Below are 16,830 nucleotides of genomic sequence, written 5' to 3'. Positions count from 1 at the left end.
CAACCTTACGGCCGCAAGGCCGTGGGGTTGGCACCAAAATGCCTACGAAACGCCCGTGACAGGGCTTCACTCGAGGCGTACCCATAACGTGCGGCGACCGCTTGTATGCGATCCCCGTGCTGGACATCCCGATGGGCCAGAACCATGCGCCAACAACGCAGATAGGACATTGGTGTCTGACCCACCGTTTTTGTAAATCGATCAGCAAAGCGACTGGTGGATAAACCGGATATCTCTGCCAGTCGTTCGATGCGCCAAGGCTCACCCGGGCGTTCGTGCATCGCCACGATAGCCGGGCTCAGACGAATATCGGCCAGACCGCCCAGTAGCCCCGAATCGGTCGTACCCACTGAGAGTTGCACTCTGAGCAAGAGCACCAGCAAAACCTCACCCAGACGGTTGATAACCGAGCCCGCTCCACAGCGTTGCTGCCCGCTCTCGGCTATCAGTAGACTCGACAAGCTCTGCAGTTCCGAGTTGTCATCTATATCGACAACGATACGATCAGGCAAGGCAATCAACAGCGGGTTTTCCGAACCGCCCCAATTAGCCTTTGCCAGAAACACCGCATTGTCAGGGTTGTAATCATTATCAGACAGAACACCCACTGGCGCGAACAGAATGCGTCCTGGAAGTGTTGACTGTGCACGTTGGCAAATGACCAGATTGGCCATACCGTGCGACTCGGGAACAACATCAATCTCAAATCTCGAAACCAGTGCTGATAAACGATCAATTCGAGAACTATCAATCATGGCAGTTGTTTTAGTCGGTTAATTGAAGATTAATTGATATTATCGCCTGTTATCTTTTACATCAAGTTATCAATCAACGGAATCGACACATGCTATTGCCACGCCAGAAAACCCCTGATCTCGCTTTTGACACAGTAGCTCACGGAAAGTTTGACCTCTCCGCAGAGTCTTCAGAGCGGGGCACTATCGTCTGCTTCTACCGAGGTTTGCATTGCCCGATCTGTGCCAAGTATCTGACTGAACTGCAAAAGAACGTTGATGCATTTGCCGAACGCGGCGTCGGTGTAGTTGCTGTCAGCTCTGATACCGAGGAACGAGCAGCCTTGATGGGCACCAACATCAAAGCCGACAAATTGCGTATTGGCTACGGTCTCTCGTTGAGCAAGGCACGCGAATGGGATCTGTACATCTCCACCTCTCGCGGCAAGACATCCATCGGAATCGAAGAGCCAGCGCTGTTCTCCGAACCCGGTCTGTTTGTCGTCAATCCTGACCAGACTTTGTATTACGGCTCTGTACAGACCATGCCATTTGTTCGACCACACTTCTCCGAATTACTGGGTGCCATCGATTTTGCGATTGCGAACAACTACCCGGCACGAGGCGAGTACACCGGCGATGTCTGAGTCGGCAGAACCCCTCTCTTTGCTGGCAATTCCGAGCATGCGGGAAATCAAGGCCGTCATCATTGCCGGAGTCATCGCAGAAAGCCTGTTTGAGCTATACGCCTGGCTGATTTCCCCCATCCTGTTCGGCTTGTCCCTCCAACCCTCAAAACTGGTAATGGCCATTACCAAGATCACTCTGGGTATCGATCTGCCGTATGGCGCCGCTTTTGTCATTCATGCACTGATCGGTTCGATCGGCTTTGCACTGAGTGTCTATCTGATTCACAGAGTCAGCAAACAGACCTACCTGGTGGCAGGTGTCATTACCGGCGTACTGTTGTGGTTTATCGCCCAGGGCATTCTGGCACCGTTTATCGGACGAGCATTCATGATGGAATTTGGTGCTTATACACAATCATCATTTGTCGGCCATGTCGGCATGACCGTGATCGTTGGACTGATATTGCGACGTCTGCTGCAGGATCGAAGCGTTTAAACACTACTTGATTCTTGGTTATCCACAGCTTGAGGATAAGGCCTGAACGCCGTTAAACAGGGGTTCAGGCCTGTAAAAAGTGGGGAATAAGGATGTATCAACAGCCTTATTTTTCATTTTATTTATTATATTCAAACACTTATGGAGGTCTGACCCAAGTTATCCCCTAAGTTATCCACCGATGAAGGACATCTCGACTTTGGGGCGCATGTGGATAACTGAGGTCTGAGTGCGGGTTTCGGAGTAGCGATCGGCACGTACAGACCAGAGTTTATGGAGTTGTTCGCGTACAGCCGTCGGAGTGCCTTCACGCAAGGCTGGGCGCAGGTCGTGGCCTCCGGAGGCAAACAGACAGGTATACAGGCTGCCGGTAGCACTCAGGCGGGCTCTACTGCAATCTCCGCAGAAGGGCTCTGAGACGGATGAAATGATGCCAATCTCACCCCCACCATCTCTATATTCCCAGCGTTTGGCCACTTCACCGCGATAGTTTGCCTCTGCAGGCTGGATCGGTAGCTCTGCATTGATGATCTCGGCAATCTCGCTGCTGCTAGTCACATGCGACAGGTCCCAGGCATTACTGTTGCCGACATCCATGAATTCGATAAAGCGCAGAATCTGGCCACTGCCATGGAAAAAATGCGCCATGGGCAGGATGGAATGGTCATTCAGACCTTTCTTGACGACCATATTGATCTTGATGGATTCGAAGTTGACCTGAGCCGCATTCTCGATTCCATCAAGCACGGCCTGTACAGTGACATCGACATCGTTGACCTTCATGAAGGTCGCATCGTCCATGGCATCCAGACTGACGTTCAGTCGTTGCAAGCCGGCATCTCGCAAACTTTGAGCACGGGCACGCGTTAACAGAGAGGCATTGGTTGTCATACTGATATCGGTAATGCCAGGCACTGCGCGTATCTGTGATATCAGACGCTCCAGATCACGACGCACCAGAGGTTCGCCGCCGGTCAGCCTGATCTTGCTGACCCCTAGCTCTGCCGAAGCGCGAACGACTTGTTCGATTTCCTCGAATGTCAGTAGCTCGGAACGCGGTAAGAAGCGGTAGTCCTTGTTGAAAATCTCTTTGGGCATGCAATAGACACAGCGAAAGTTACACCTGTCCGTCACAGACACGCGAAGATCTCGCAGAGGTCGGCCGTATTTATCGCCTGTTTGTGTCGTACTCACTTTGCGAACCTACCGTATTCTGTTGTCAGACTCACTAGCCACCACCACGCTGAAAATGCAGGTCGAAGTGTGCCTTGAAAGCCAGTTGTTGAACTTCGTCTACCCCGACAAACCTGAAAGAGACCACCGAATATGGCAACCTCAACAGAGCAATGCGTCGCTCTTCCGGCGGTCCCAGAGTAATTTCCAGAGTGCCGGTGTCCACGGTAGTCTGCACCGTATCGCCGTTGAGCGTATAGGGCTGCTTGCCCATGGCCCTTGGTAGAAGCCGCCAGAAATCGGCGTGTGTCAGACCCATTTCCCGACTGTAGGCAATAACGGACGCATCGCTTGAATCTGCCTGCATATTCATCAGCCTCCCGCTACAGGCGGCCAGATAGCCAGCACATCATTATTTTTCAGCATACCGGACTTGTCTCTATCTTCCTTACAATGGAAAATGCCATTGACCAGTACCAGGTGTGCAAGTTCACGAGGCACCTGAAAACGATCGATAAGATCGTTGAGGGATACCTCTTCGGGAACCTCGATTTCGATAGCATTCTTTACAGCCCCGGCAGGCAAGAGATCCTGCAGGGTTGCGTAAAGCTTGAAAGTAATCTTCATCAGTCTATTTGATTATTGTCGCATTCTGCTGGAGACCATGACGCACCTTCCAGGATGATTTCTGACTATCAGGACGCACTCATTGAGACATTCTGACTCTGGGCACACGCCAGATAGGCTTCCGTGAGCCGATTAGGTTCTCTCATCAACTTTTCTTTCCATGGTCCCAAGCGGCAGCCTGTTTGAATCAGTCCGCGCATGACACCCACATGCTGAGTCATACCAAGACTACTGGCACCTACCAGAACATCATCCTTGAATTGCAGATTCAGATACTTGAAGTTGTCCACATCTGACATTTCTGCCTGCTCGCCCCCTTCAACTCCCATCCATAGTCCGAATGAGGTAGAAATCAGACCCACAGTATCCAGTACGTTCATGTTCACATTACCCGGATGCGGAGTCTTGTGGCCATATACCATATTGTGGGCAGCCAACTTGCCATGTTCAACCGCTGTCGGCTGAATTGCCTGCACTTGGTACTCGCCGGTCGACAGATCCCGGCCTCTGGCAACATCGCCTGCTGCATAAACATCCGGTGCACTGGTTTGCAGAAAATCATCAACGATGATGCCCATATCAACCTCGATACCACTATCAAGAAGAAAGGCGGTATTCGAACGCACTCCCGTTGCACAAATGACCACATCCGCCTGCAGGCTTTCACCTGATTTTGTCGTGACATTTAGTGCCGCACTTCCTTCATTTTCCGAAATTTCTGTGACCTGGGTAGAGGTCAGCACGTTGATACCCTTGGCCACACACCAGTCCTTGATCATGGTGCCCATCGTTTCATTGGTCATGCGTGACACCATCCGGTTTTCCATTTCGATAACCGTCAGATCCACTCCTCGCTCGTCCAAAGCTTCCAGAATGATGCAGCCAATGAAGCCTGCGCCCATCAGTATGACCTTGGAACCACGTTTGGTCGTTGCCACAATCTTGTGCGCATCTTGCAAGGTCCAGCAGTTGTAGACCCGCTCCAGATCAATACCGGGAATAGGTGGACGTGTGGCGGTGGCACCACTGGCGATCAGCAATTTGTCATAACCCAAGGTCTCGCCGTCTTGCAGCGTCAAGGTCTTGTTCTGTGTATCCAGAGAGCTGGCACGGCCTTGTTTGAGGGTGATGTTCAGGGATTCAAAATGATTGGAGCCCTTGCGCAAATAAGTACCTTCAGGCGCTATATTGTCTGCCAGATAATAGGGCAATGCCATGCGCGAATACGGTGGTACCTGCTCTGCCACCAGCATTGTGATCTGTCCCTGCGGGTCATACTGGCGAAGGTGCTCTGCGGCATTCACACCTGCGGGTCCTGCGCCGATAATCACGTAATGCATATTGGTTTTCCTGTACTGACAATTTAAAGCCTGAGACAAGTCGGGCGCAGTCCAGGAAGCTGTCCGAGAATAGACTGATCTACTGCGGACGCGAAAATCTGACTCGAAATCTCACGCCCTCGCTACGATCGCTATTCTCGGACAGCCTCCTAGCTGCGCCCGAAAATCCGGTGACAATCCGCTACCTACGGCGGATTGCCCGGTTCATCATCCGGAACATATAACAAATGTTCCGGCAGAGCTTCCGTCAACTATGCGGGTAGCGACCATTTCTGACGAGTTTCCTCAGTCATGGAGCCATCTGCACTGTAGCCACGTAACTGATAATACTCAGGCAGCATCTTGTCCAGCTCGCTGACTCGACCTTTGGCTGGACCTGTGCCTCCGCCTTCCTTGAGCAGTCGAGTTGGCAGCGTATCGTCAGCACCGGTAATACCCGCCTTCTGGTTGAAATCTCTTTCCATATTCCAGATACGTTCACCCACTTCCATCATCCGTTCGGTAGACCAATCGCCTTCACAGGCAGCATCCACTTGCGGAGCAATGTCATCCATGGTCCATGCGAAGGTTGTGAATACACACAGTCCCGCCGAGTCCACAGCTGCAGTGGCATCCTGAAAGGCCTTGACCAGACCGGCTTTACCCTCTGATTCCAGCGGATCGGTTTTCTCCGGAATACCCAGGATCTCTGAGGCAACCGTGTATCCACGCAGGTGGCAAGCACCCCTGTTTGAGGTGGCGTAGGCAAGACCCATACCCTGAATGCCACGAGGGTCATAAGCAGGAAATTCCTGCCCCTTGACGGTCATGGATAGCTCCGGCCGGCCGTATTTCTCACACAACCGTTTGGAACCCAATCCCAGATCCACACCGAATCCTTCACCCTTGGCAGTCACTTCGGCGGCCCAACAGAGCGCCTCTGCGGATCCGAACTTCAGCTCCATACCGCCGGTATGCTCGGTGGTAATGTTCCCATCTTCAAACATCTCCATGGCAGCCGCGACGGTAGAACCAAATGAGATCGGATCCATGCCATCTTCGTTGCACAGGAAATTGACGTAGGTCAGCGCGTCGATATCATCGATACCGGTATCGGGTCCCAATGCCCAGGCGGCTTCGTATTCAAGCCCACCAGAATTGATCCAGTATTCAGGTTTGTCCTTGACCGAGAAGTGCGTACGATCCACTGTCGAGATTCGTCCACAGGCAATCGTGCAGGCGTAGCAGGCACCGTTGGTTGTCAGATTAGCTTTGCCATCGGATTTGCGAGGCTCATGCATTGCTTCACCGCCGACATTGGAGGCACCTTCGAACTGAATCTCACGCATATTGCGTGTCGGCAGGGCACCCACTTCATTGATCACGTTCATGAGCACTTGCGTACCGTAGGCAGGCAAACCCTGGCCGGTGACCGCGTTTTCTGCCAGTACCTTCTTGCCGTCTCTGACCGTTTGCATGAACCGCTTGGGATCACTGATATTGGAAATACCGTTGGTACCACGAACCACGACAGCCTTGAGATTCTTGGATGCCATGACTGTACCGACGCCTGAACGACCCGCGGCACGGTGCAAATCGTTGACAATGGCGGAATACAGACAACCTTGTTCGGCTGAGCGACCGACGCAGGCAATGCGAATTTGTGGGTCCAGGTGCTTCTGACGCAGCAGATGATCTGCAGCCCAGACAGATTGTCCCCATAGATCGTCAGCAGGCATCAGCTTCACTGCTTCGTTTTCGATATGCAGATAAACGGGGCTGGCAGCCTTGCCTTCAAAGATAATCATGTCCCAGCCTGCAAATTTCAGCTCGGCTCCAAAAAAGCCACCCGAGTTGGAGCAGGCTACCGTGCCCGTCAGCGGGCTCTTGCAGACCACCGAATATCGTCCGCCCGTAGAGGCTGTCGTGCCCGTCAGCGGGCCTGTGGTCATGATCAGCTTATTGTCTGGTCCCAGTGCATCACAATGGGGATCGATTTCATCTACCAGATAACGTGTCGCCAGGCCTCGCTGTCCCAGATAGTCATTGGCCCACTCCATATTGAGAGGCTCTTCAGCGATATTGCCGTTACTCAGATTAATGCGAAGTATTTTTCTCGTCCAACTCATCTCATCTCTCCTCAGGCGCCTGTTGACGTATCAGTCTTTGCAGCCCAGGCACGCATCTTGTCGAGCCCTGTTGCATTGGCGTCCACATAGGTAATGGCTTGTGTGGGGCAGGCTGCGACGCATTCAGGATCGCCACCGCACAGATCGCATTTCACGACCTTGCCAGTCGATGTGTTGTAGTTGATGGTGCCGAACGGACAGGCAATCGTGCAGACCTTACAGCCAACACAGATATCGGTCAGTACATCCTTGGATCCGTTAACCGGATTCAGTACGATGGCATCCACGGGGCAGGCTTGCATACACCAGGCTTCATCACACTGTGTACAGGTATACGGAACGAAGCGTCCTTCATCATGAAAAGTGAAGACTTTGATACGCGATTTGGAGGGATTGATCTCCCCCTCGTTGACTAACGAGCACGCTGCCTCGCATTGCAGGCATCCGGTACACTTGCCCGGATCAATGTGCAGGGATTTCTGCATTCGTCTCTACTCCTTAAGATGTATGAAGGTTTGTGCCATCAGCACAGACTCGTCAGCTAATAATGGCTGAGTGCATAAAGTCCTTACATGGCCTAAGGGTACCAACGAGATGTATGTAATTTACTTAAAATACAAACAATCCGTAAATTACGACACAAAATCACTACTTACCCCTTATCCCTTAGTGTCATACACTACGGCCCCGTCCAGCTTCCTGAAAACAGCGTGATTCAATGTCCGGACTTATCGCTCTGGCAGTCGCCTATGTGCTCTCACAGTTCTATCGCTCGTTCCTGGCGGTACTCACGCCACAGCTGACAATCGAGCTGGGAGCAGACAAGGCAGATCTTTCACTCGCTTCGGGTGTCTGGTTCATCAGTTTCGCCATCATGCAATTCGCAGTCGGTGTCGGTCTTGACCGCTTTGGCCCACGGCGCACCGCAGCGCTAATCTTTGGCGTGGCAGCCGCAGGCGGAGCCTTTGTTTTCGCAACCGCTCAGTCGCCCACCGCTGTCGTTATTGCCATGGCCTTGATCGGAGCAGGTTGCTCCCCCGTTCTCATGGCCTCCCTGTTCATCTTCGCACAACGATTTGATGCACGACAGTTTGCGGTCATGACCTCCTCATTAGTTGCTTTCGGCAATCTGGGTAATGTCGTCGGCACCAGCCCTCTGGCTGCCGCGGCAGAGGCCTATGGTTGGCGAGTGGTCATGGCAGGTCTTGGCGGATTGTCGCTATTAGTAGCAGCCGCCATACTCATACTGGTCCGCGACCCTAAGGTAGATGCACCCAGTGGCGCCGGCCTGTCAGGCTATATCACGCTGATGAAGTCACCGGTGTTATGGGCGATCATGATCATGACCTTACTCTGCTATGCCCCCGTTGCAGGCATTCGTGGTCTGTGGGCTGGGCCATACCTGACAGATCTGTACACTGCAGATAGTCTGCTTATCGGCAAGGTTACCTTGTGGATGGCAATGGCAATGGTCGCCGGCAGTCTCGCCTATGGTCCATTGGACAAGGTGTTCAACACACGCAAATGGGTCGTTTTCTTCGGCAATTTCTTCGTACTGCTGGCCTTGCTGATGTTCGTTTTTCAGCCAGTACCGGGCATTACCACGGCCACCATCCTGTTCATCATTATTGGTTTGTGCGGCACCAGTTATGGTGTCGTCATGGCTCATGGCCGCTCGTTTCTGCCACCACATCTGGTTGGTCGAGGCGTCACTCTGATCAACTTCTGCTCAATTTTTGGTGCCGGCCTGATGCAGTTCGTGACCGGCAGCCTGGTGGCAGCACAGCCGGACAGCAGCTCATCACTGACCTACCAGGTGCTGTTTGGTAGTTATGCGGTGCTGCTCACTATTGCATTACTGATCTACCTGACATCCAAGGATGCACCACCAGGAACAGTGGCTGGACAAACCCGTTGAAACTCACCAGCATCCAAGCAAAAGGGGCGTGAAACAATTCTCTGGAATTATTTCACGCCCTTAAGCCGCTCTGGGCTAGCTTGGAAAATATCTTCATTCAAAGCAAGGCAAAGCAACTTTCAGCTCACAGCCTTACTCTTCGAATCTGAGCGTTGTTTTTACAACTCGTGCACTTGCACCCGATCCCCGCAAACTTCCTGAGCCAACTCAACCACGTGTCGATGATGAGTCAGATAAATGGCCTGCCCGCGTTGGCCGATGCGCTCCATGACACGACAAGCCGCTCGAGTACGGTCCTCATCAAAGGTTTCAAAAATATCATCACAAACAAAGGGCAGACAAGTACCCTGCTCGGCCAATTGATCATAGGCTGCGGCACGTAGCGCCAGATATAACTGGAAACGAGTCCCTTTTGACATTTCATCCGCACGCTTGGCGGTGCCATCCTTATCAAGTGCCAACAAGGTTTCTTCCTTGCCATTGTTTTGTGTTTGCAACGTACTGTATTTACCATCAGTCAACTCGGCAAAGGCCGTCTCCGTCGCTTGCATCATTCCACTGCGGTGTTTATCCCGATAGCGGTTGATAGCCTGCTCTGCAAGTCGATGACCCAGACTCAGTTGCAGATAATCCAGACTCGCCTCAGTCATCTGCAATTCCAGCGTTGTTCGTCGCTCCACCAGGTGAGCAACTTCTCCATCACCGGTCAAGGCTGAAAGCTGCTCCTCACATCGCGTACGTTTTTCAGTAGCGTCCTTGCTGCGTTCACTCGCTAATGCCAACTCGCTCTCTTTTGCTACATGCTGTTCCTGGACCAATGGGATATCCAGCTCAGCCAGCATCGCACGAGCTTTCTCTTCCGATGAAACTCCCAGTGTCTGCCTCAAAGTATCCAGATCTTCGTCGAATTTTTTACGCAGTAGTTGCGCTTCTTGCGTCTTCTGCACAGCTTCGGCCAGTTCGTTCAAATCACTGGTCGGTATGCCCGGGTCAAACATGGATGCAAGAACCTGACTCTTCGAGGTCACAGCCTCGAGTCGTTTTTCTGCGTCAATGGCATCAGTAAATGTCTTGTCCAGTTTTTTCTGAAGCTGGTTTTTTTCGTCAACTTGCTTCTTTGCCTGAGCGGCCAGCTCTTGCAGCTTGTTCAGGTTACTGTCTGGTGTAGCACCTTGTTCAAGTTTGTTGTCACGAATAATCTGCTCAAGCTTTTCGGTAAACAGCTCTTTATCTCGTTGCATTTGCTTGCACTGCTTTTGCAAGGATTCACGCTCTACATTACTTTCACGCAACTCGCTTAGCGCCTCCAGAGAAAATGCCAGTTTGTCAGCCTCCAGAGCGACAGTAAAACTGGCACTCACCAGCGACACCCAGTCATCGCAAGCTTTTGTATACGTAGCTTGAGTTGCTTCTAGCTGAGCCAGATCAATTGCCTTCTTGCTGTGCAGCTCCGCCAATGCCTTCTGGGATGTCTGTAGGGACAGATCGTGACGTTTGTACACTTCCAGCATGGTAGCTGCAGCCGGCAACAACTCTTCCAATGTTGCCTGTTCACGCTTGATGTAAACAGACAAGGCTTCTTTTAGCTTCTGCGCCTTATCCAGTACAGGCTGATTTGTCTTGCGCAGTCTCTGGGCAGCATTAACCCATGATTCTGCTTCATGATAACTGCGTACCCAATTGAGTACGGCCTTGGGCGGCAGGCTGGCCTCGATTCCCGCCTGCTGCATGACACCGGTCAGACTCTGTTCAATAGTCTGCAATTCTTGCTCCTCTGCAGCAATTGACTCTGCCAGGCTATTGAGCTGCTCTTGTATACGCGGAATCTGACGATGCACATCGCGCAGTCGAGCCAGATCACTAGCATGAGCCAGCCGCCCCTCCATTGCTTTATCAACATCGCGCAATGCAGGTTCGAACGCCTCTGCAGTTTCCAGCGTCAGTGATTCCTTGTGTTGTAGCCAGGCATTCTCGCGCACCTCTTTCAGGGCCTGGGTATCCTGATCACTTGCCAGTCCATCAAAGGATTCAAGCTGAGTACTTTCCAGTGTCAGCGTATTCAGCTCTTGCTGCTCAATCTTCTGGCGCTCTCTGGCAGTTTTAAGTGTGGCGTTAAGCGTCTGCCAGCGTTCAAGCTGTGCCTCTGCTTCCTCGACCATCAACGAACATGCGGGCAGTTGCGTGAATCGCTGGCCTTTGATAGACAGCACATCCAGTGCTTCATCCACCTTTTGCTCAGACTCTCGCAGCCCCTGAGTAGCCGCCTTGTACTCGGCCAGCAATGCCTGCGCATTGTATTGTTCCAGGATATCTCCAAGCCCTTCACCTTCAGGTCTTATTGCTTCAAGATCCTGAAGCTTTGACTCTTCGCTTTTGACACTGACATCCAATTGCTTGATGCCAGCCTCTTCGACGCTGATGCGCTTGTTCGTCTCATCACGCTGCACCAGAGACTCACTCAACGACTTGATGACGGCGGTATCGACCACCAGCTCATCCGGCTCACACTCATGGTGCAACCGTTCTCGGACCAGGGATGTCATCCGTGCCGTAATTGATGACAAGTCTTCTTGCTTGTTGTCCAGCTCCAGCTCAGCATGCCGGTAACGGCTGTGCAATTCGCTCAAGCCTTCAATGACAGTTTCCAATCCTGCATATGCAGGCTCTTGCGGTAGTTGTTCAAGCTCCTCTGCAAGCTTTTGCTGGCGCAGCTTCAAACGTTCTATCTCGGTATTAGCCTGATGCTGTTCATTGTTCAGCTCGACAACCTGCATGGTTGTGATATCCAGATGTTTTGGATAATTGCTCAGAGTTCCCGCAGCCTCTTCGGACATATCGAGCCTCTCCAACATAGGCAAGGCTATCAAGACCCGTTCAATCTTGCGTACTTCGGTCATCAATGAGCGTTGCTCGTCCTGCGTTCTAGCTTCCACGGTTTCAGCCTTTTTCAAGGCTTTTGTTAACTGACCCAGCTTGCCGGCAGGTATATCAACCGCCTTTATCTGCTTGACAACTTCGTTATATTCTTTCTTCAATATGCCAAGTCGTGTCCTTGTTGAACGGACTTTGTGTATACCTTCAGCTTTCGTACGCACCGATTCCAGCACTTGCCACAAGTCGCTGATACCCGCTGCAGCCGAGAACAGCAAGGTGCCTATATCACCACGACTGTTGACTATTTCTTCACCACCCTTCTCGATACTGTCATCATCAATGCAAAGTAATTTGCGATAATCTTCCATCGCCAGGCCCCCAAGATGGGCCTGCAATGAGGCTTCGGGCAGAACATTACCTTGCTCATCCACCAGGTTGTTTCTGGTGGTCGCTTTTCGCTGGAATTTGCGCAATTCACCGTCAAGCTGCAACAAGCCCGACACCTGCAGGTTGGAGCGCCCGTGACGAAACGCATAGGGCTCATTGCGAGGCAAAAACCCATATAACAAGCGTAAATAGGCTTCCATGAAGGTCGTCTTGCCTGCCTCATTGACACCATAAACAATATGAAAATCCGGCTTCGCAGGGTCACCCTTGCCAAAGTCAAATTGCTTATTGGTGAAATGCCCGAAAAAGGCCAAATCCAACTGTTCTATGCGAATCATGCGCTAATACCTTTATCACCAACACCTTTCATGATTGCCAACAGTTGCTCCTCACCCTGCCCACTCAGACTCTCAGCCAGCTCTTGCTGAGAATGCTCGTTAGGCAATAACTTGGCACGCTCACTGGCAGGTAATGCAGATAACACCTCATTGATCAATGCGACAGCCTCTTCGTTGAAAGCCTGTTCTCCCCGAATTGTCGACATCAGAGATGAAAGCTCGCCCAGCGCAGACTTGTCAGCCACAGATTTTGGCATGTCATCAATTTCGAAAATCAGTTTCTCCATCCACAACCGATCGGTTTCTCGGCACAGCAGTTTGAAGGACTCTAACCATTGCTCTTGATCGCGCAGCCATTGCCAACGCAGCGCACTCTGTCCCTGCAATCGAACCCGGACGATACCGTCATCTGATTTCAAGGACACGACGAGCTGCTGCAATGCTTCCTTTGCAAGGCTCTGCAAGGCAGTTGCATCCATTACCTCACTAACATCGAGCAGCAAAGTGGTGAATTCGATACTTGATGTAGGAAATTCGCTGGTCGTAACAGTCCCATCATCGATAGTGATCAACGTGGCCGACTGGGGACCAGGTTCTCCGATATCCCGTCCCTGAGGAATACCTGGCATCACGATCCACGGAGCTTCGCCGTGCACCTGTCGTTTATGAATATGACCCAGTGCCCAGTAGTCAAATCCAGTGTCGATCAGTTCTTGTACGGTGCACGGTGCATACACATCATGCGAGGCCGAACCATTCAGCGAGGTATGCAACATCCCGATATTGATGGCATCGGCAACAGGTGTGGAAAATTTTCCAAGCAAACTTTTCTCAGCCTTTCTTTCACTGAAGCTGACACCGTGTATCCAGACATCACACCCCTCTAGCTGAACCTTGTCGCCCTCCCCATCAAACACATATACATTGTCTGGCAGACTGGTCTCTCCGGTAAGAGGGTTCTCGGCATCGTGGTTACCCTTGATATAGAACACACGAATGTTCGCCTGCTTCAACCTATCAAGCTCTGCGAGTAGAAAAGCTGCGGTCTTGGCGCTACGTGCAGCGCCATCGAACAGATCTCCCGCAATCAATACAGCGGTTACTCGCTGTTCAATAGCCTGCTCGACAATTCGCGTGAAGGCATCGCGCGAGGCACACTGGACCTTCTCGCGAAGATCCGGATCACGCAAGGCTAGCGTTTGCAGGGGGGAGTCCAGGTGGACGTCGGCGGTATGGATGAGTTTAATCATCACCCAGTTTTACATATTTTTTTGCCAGTTGGGAGTCACAACACCTGGCAAATCACACCTGATTTCTTGCTGGTTTGCATTCAAAGACTGTCAAGAAACTCAGTAATGCGTTGTCGGTTTTGACTGTCAGAATCCAGAGGCGTTGCTATGCCGGAAATAGAGGCAACATGCCCGGTATCTTCAAGCCAACGCACATCCACTCTTACACCTGTCGCTTTCAGAGCAGCAGAATAGTTGCGCGTATGAAAAGGCAGCACCCGTTCGTCCTGTTCGCCATGAATAAGTAGCGTGGGCGGGTGATCAGGGGTTACCAGTGCGATTGGCCTTGCTTGGTCAGGTCCTGACACATTACGAAAAACGGGTTTGACCTCGGGATTGTCCAATGGCAGATCATATGGACCTGCAATAGCAATCAAAGCGCTTGCTGTGACACCGCTGCCTTCCAGCCAGCCTGGATCGCTAGCCAACATGGCAGCGGTATGCGCACCTGAAGAATGTCCCATCAGAACCACTTCGCTGACCGGTTTGCCTGATTGTTTTCCCAGCGTTAGCTTTGCCGCCACAATGGCATCCGCAACATCTGTGATGAAGTCTGGAAATACCACTGATGGGTACAGTCGATAGTCCGGGATAATGACGGTATGACCAGCATCCGCCAGCGCCTGTGCGACAAACGTGTATTCACCTCGATTTCCTTCTCGCCATGCTCCACCATAAACAAAAACGATGATGCGTGAGCGAATCGCAGGTTCTGTAGGAGAGTAGATATCCAGCTTCTGACGTTTATCCGCGCCATAAGTAACTCCGCTCTGGAGCGTATATCCGGAGGATGGAATCAGGGTATTGAGCAGATTTACCGGTTTAAATGCTGAACAACCCGTTGTCAGCAAAAGACCAAGCAGTAGAACCCACCTCAGCTGAGTAGTCGCATGACAAAGGATGGATTGTTGGCCAAAGCTCATTGATTTCATCATCAAGCAAATATGTTCTTCCAAAATGCTTCATACGAGAAATCAGTGCGGAAAAACCAGAAACACCGAAGTATTTCGTTGAAATATCGTTGTATTGAAAGATGGGTGTCGAAATACCAGCTCTTTTAATCTGGAGGGAGTCGAAATATTTTACGCACGAAGTACTATCGCTTCATTTCGACTTGTCTGAAGCAATTTCTTCGATCATCAGTGACAGTAATTGTATTACCAGCAACGTGTAGAGCGGACAATCCAGACTCTACACGTGTAGAGCGGCTGCTCGCTGATGTCAGCGCTGGAAGTTTCTCAAATCCGGAATGCAAAAAGGCCGTCTCCTGAGAGACGGCCTTGATGGACGTAAATAAAACCCGGCGATGACCTACTTTCACATGGGGAAGCCCCACACTATCATTGGCGCGGAATGGTTTCACTTCTGAGTTCGAGATGGGATCAGGTGGTACCCAAACGCTGTGGTCGCCGGGAGAACTGGTGTGCCGTCGAGCATCCATCCATTGCTGGATTAGCTGCTAAACAACAAATTTGGAGAGTCGATTGTACTTGGTTTAATCGTTGTCGTGCTATTTATGTCGCACACAACAGTCCAAGAACAGCTTCGCTATTAACGAGCAACTGCTTGGGTGTTATATGGTCAAGCCTCACGGGCAATTAGTACAGGTTAGCTTCACACATTACTGCGCTTCCACACCCTGCCTATCAACCTTGTGGTCTTCAAGGGCCCTTCAGGAATCTCAAGGATTCAGTGAGAACTCATCTTGGGAGGGGCTTCCCGCTTAGATGCTTTCAGCGGTTATCCTGTCCGATCGTAGCTACCCGGCAATGCCACTGGCGTGACAACCGGAACACCAGGGGATCGTCCACTCCGGTCCTCTCGTACTAGGAGCAGCTTCCCTCAATTCTCAAACGCCCACGGCAGATAGGGACCGAACTGTCTCACGACGTTCTAAACCCAGCTCGCGTACCACTTTAAATGGCGAACAGCCATACCCTTGGGACCTGCTACAGCCCCAGGATGTGATGAGCCGACATCGAGGTGCCAAACTCCTCCGTCGATATGGACTCTTGGGAGGAATCAGCCTGTTATCCCCGGAGTACCTTTTATCCGTTGAGCGATGGCCCTTCCATGCAGAACCACCGGATCACTAAGACCTGCTTTCGCACCTGCTCGACGTGTCTGTCTCGCAGTCAAGCACCCTTATGCCTTTGCACAAACCACACGATTTCCGACCGTGTTTAGGGTACCTTCGCGCTCCTCCGTTACTCTTTGGGAGGAGACCGCCCCAGTCAAACTACCCACCATACACTGTCCTCAACCCGGATAACGGGTCTAAGTTAGAACTCCAAACATACCAGGGTGGTATTTCAAGGTCGGCTCCACGCAATCTAGCGATCACGTTTCAACGCCTCCCACCTATCCTACACAAGTAGGTTCAAAGTTCAGTGCAAAGCTGTAGTAAAGGTTCACGGGGTCTTTCCGTCTAGCCGCGGGTACACGGCATCTTAACCGCGAATTCAATTTCACTGAGTCTCGGGTGGAGACAGTGTGGCCATCGTTACGCCATTCGTGCAGGTCGGAACTTACCCGACAAGGAATTTCGCTACCTTAGGACCGTTATAGTTACGGCCGCCGTTTACCGGGGCTTCGATCAAGAGCTTCTCCGAAGATAACCCCATCAATTAACCTTCCGGCACCGGGCAGGCGTCACACCCTATACGTCCACTTGCGTGTTTGCAGAGTGCTATGTTTTTAGTAAACAGTCGCAGCCACCTGGTCACTGCGGCCCTCATAAGCTTCGTAGAGTAAATCCACTCACTCACAAGGGCGCACCTTCTCCCGAAGTTACGGTGCTATTTTGCCTAGTTCCTTCACCCGAGTTCTCTCAAGCGCCTTAGTATTCTCAACTTACCCACCTGTGTCGGTTTGGGGTACGGACACTCATAACCTGAAGCTTAGAGGATTTTCTTGG

Annotated in this window: 13 protein-coding genes and 2 rRNA genes (1 of these 15 running past the window's edge); 3 read left to right on the top strand and 12 right to left on the bottom strand. The window is 51.6% G+C overall.

What is annotated here, in order from left to right; all coding sequences use genetic code 11:
- Positions 1-5: 5 nt before the first annotated feature.
- Positions 6-755: a helix-turn-helix transcriptional regulator gene (locus IMCC3135_RS00315; RefSeq protein ID WP_088915753.1), complete on the bottom strand. Its 750-nt coding sequence runs from the start codon at positions 753-755 to the stop codon at positions 6-8.
- An 89-nt stretch (positions 756-844) separates the two neighbouring features.
- On the opposite strand from IMCC3135_RS00315, the gene IMCC3135_RS00310 reads away from it, so the two are divergent.
- On the top strand, positions 845-1,381 hold the full coding sequence (locus IMCC3135_RS00310; protein WP_088915752.1) for a peroxiredoxin-like family protein: 537 nt from the start codon (positions 845-847) through the stop codon (positions 1,379-1,381).
- Positions 1,374-1,859: a hypothetical protein gene (locus IMCC3135_RS00305; protein ID WP_205737842.1), complete on the top strand. Its 486-nt coding sequence runs from the start codon at positions 1,374-1,376 to the stop codon at positions 1,857-1,859. Before IMCC3135_RS00310 ends, IMCC3135_RS00305 begins: the two co-directional genes overlap by 8 nt.
- 171 nt (positions 1,860-2,030) lie before the next feature.
- Here IMCC3135_RS00305 and moaA read toward each other — a convergent pair whose 3' ends face one another.
- The 6 genes from moaA to IMCC3135_RS00275 all read right to left on the bottom strand — a co-directional run bounded on the left by moaA (position 2,031) and on the right by IMCC3135_RS00275 (position 7,592).
- Entirely contained in the window at positions 2,031-3,053 is a 1,023-nt protein-coding gene (gene moaA / locus IMCC3135_RS00300; protein ID WP_088915751.1) for a GTP 3',8-cyclase MoaA, read from the bottom strand.
- A gap of 34 nt (positions 3,054-3,087) precedes the next feature.
- Complete coding sequence (locus tag IMCC3135_RS00295; RefSeq protein WP_088915750.1) at positions 3,088-3,405, bottom strand: hypothetical protein; 318 nt, start codon at positions 3,403-3,405, stop codon at positions 3,088-3,090.
- Complete coding sequence (locus IMCC3135_RS00290; protein ID WP_088915749.1) at positions 3,405-3,659, bottom strand: MoaD/ThiS family protein; 255 nt, start codon at positions 3,657-3,659, stop codon at positions 3,405-3,407. The genes IMCC3135_RS00295 and IMCC3135_RS00290 overlap by 1 nt, the downstream gene beginning before the upstream one ends.
- A 68-nt stretch (positions 3,660-3,727) precedes the next feature.
- A complete protein-coding gene (locus IMCC3135_RS00285; RefSeq protein WP_088915748.1) occupies positions 3,728-4,999 on the bottom strand; it encodes an NAD(P)/FAD-dependent oxidoreductase in 1,272 nt (423 codons plus the stop codon).
- Between the two features lie 251 nt (positions 5,000-5,250).
- Entirely contained in the window at positions 5,251-7,107 is a 1,857-nt protein-coding gene (locus IMCC3135_RS00280) for an aldehyde ferredoxin oxidoreductase family protein (protein WP_088915747.1), read from the bottom strand.
- Positions 7,108-7,118: 11 nt separating this feature from the next.
- Entirely contained in the window at positions 7,119-7,592 is a 474-nt protein-coding gene (locus IMCC3135_RS00275; protein WP_088915746.1) for a 4Fe-4S dicluster domain-containing protein, read from the bottom strand.
- Between the two features lie 233 nt (positions 7,593-7,825).
- On the opposite strand from IMCC3135_RS00275, the gene IMCC3135_RS00270 reads away from it, so the two are divergent.
- A complete protein-coding gene (locus tag IMCC3135_RS00270; RefSeq protein WP_088915745.1) occupies positions 7,826-9,025 on the top strand; it encodes an MFS transporter in 1,200 nt (399 codons plus the stop codon).
- Positions 9,026-9,183: 158 nt separating this feature from the next.
- Here the strand turns inward: IMCC3135_RS00270 and IMCC3135_RS00265 are convergent, their stop codons facing one another.
- The 5 genes from IMCC3135_RS00265 to IMCC3135_RS00245 all read right to left on the bottom strand — a co-directional run.
- A complete protein-coding gene (locus tag IMCC3135_RS00265) occupies positions 9,184-12,624 on the bottom strand; it encodes an AAA family ATPase (RefSeq protein ID WP_088915744.1) in 3,441 nt (1,146 codons plus the stop codon).
- Complete coding sequence (locus IMCC3135_RS00260) at positions 12,621-13,874, bottom strand: metallophosphoesterase family protein (RefSeq protein ID WP_088915743.1); 1,254 nt, start codon at positions 13,872-13,874, stop codon at positions 12,621-12,623. Before IMCC3135_RS00260 ends, IMCC3135_RS00265 begins: the two co-directional genes overlap by 4 nt.
- Positions 13,875-13,954: 80 nt before the next feature.
- Positions 13,955-14,848: an alpha/beta hydrolase gene (locus tag IMCC3135_RS00255; protein WP_088915742.1), complete on the bottom strand. Its 894-nt coding sequence runs from the start codon at positions 14,846-14,848 to the stop codon at positions 13,955-13,957.
- Positions 14,849-15,211: 363 nt separating this feature from the next.
- Positions 15,212-15,327 (bottom strand): 5S ribosomal RNA (gene rrf / locus IMCC3135_RS00250).
- Positions 15,328-15,490: 163 nt separating this feature from the next.
- A 23S ribosomal RNA gene (locus IMCC3135_RS00245) occupies positions 15,491-16,830 on the bottom strand; it runs 1,553 nt beyond the window's last position.

This window comes from Granulosicoccus antarcticus IMCC3135 (genome assembly GCF_002215215.1).
In the GTDB taxonomy this organism is placed as follows: Bacteria; Pseudomonadota; Gammaproteobacteria; order Granulosicoccales; family Granulosicoccaceae; genus Granulosicoccus; species Granulosicoccus antarcticus.
The sequence above is the reverse complement of the archived record's forward strand: the minus strand, read 5'-3'. Positions and strand labels throughout refer to the sequence as shown.

Bases quoted from the DNA above. Each gene is read 5' to 3' on its own strand.
- IMCC3135_RS00315 (WP_088915753.1), bottom strand. From the start codon at position 755: ATGATTGATAGTTCTCGAATTGATCGTTTATCAGCACTGGTTTCGAGA.
- IMCC3135_RS00310 (WP_088915752.1), top strand. From the start codon at position 845: ATGCTATTGCCACGCCAGAAAACCCCTGATCTCGCTTTTGACACAGTA.
- IMCC3135_RS00305 (WP_205737842.1), top strand. From the start codon at position 1,374: ATGTCTGAGTCGGCAGAACCCCTCTCTTTGCTGGCAATTCCGAGCATG.
- IMCC3135_RS00295 (WP_088915750.1), bottom strand. From the start codon at position 3,405: ATGAATATGCAGGCAGATTCAAGCGATGCGTCCGTTATTGCCTACAGT.
- IMCC3135_RS00290 (WP_088915749.1), bottom strand. From the start codon at position 3,659: ATGAAGATTACTTTCAAGCTTTACGCAACCCTGCAGGATCTCTTGCCT.
- IMCC3135_RS00285 (WP_088915748.1), bottom strand. From the start codon at position 4,999: ATGCATTACGTGATTATCGGCGCAGGACCCGCAGGTGTGAATGCCGCA.
- IMCC3135_RS00280 (WP_088915747.1), bottom strand. From the start codon at position 7,107: ATGAGTTGGACGAGAAAAATACTTCGCATTAATCTGAGTAACGGCAAT.
- IMCC3135_RS00275 (WP_088915746.1), bottom strand. From the start codon at position 7,592: ATGCAGAAATCCCTGCACATTGATCCGGGCAAGTGTACCGGATGCCTG.
- IMCC3135_RS00270 (WP_088915745.1), top strand. From the start codon at position 7,826: ATGTCCGGACTTATCGCTCTGGCAGTCGCCTATGTGCTCTCACAGTTC.
- IMCC3135_RS00265 (WP_088915744.1), bottom strand. From the start codon at position 12,624: ATGATTCGCATAGAACAGTTGGATTTGGCCTTTTTCGGGCATTTCACC.
- IMCC3135_RS00260 (WP_088915743.1), bottom strand. From the start codon at position 13,874: ATGATTAAACTCATCCATACCGCCGACGTCCACCTGGACTCCCCCCTG.
- IMCC3135_RS00255 (WP_088915742.1), bottom strand. From the start codon at position 14,848: ATGATGAAATCAATGAGCTTTGGCCAACAATCCATCCTTTGTCATGCG.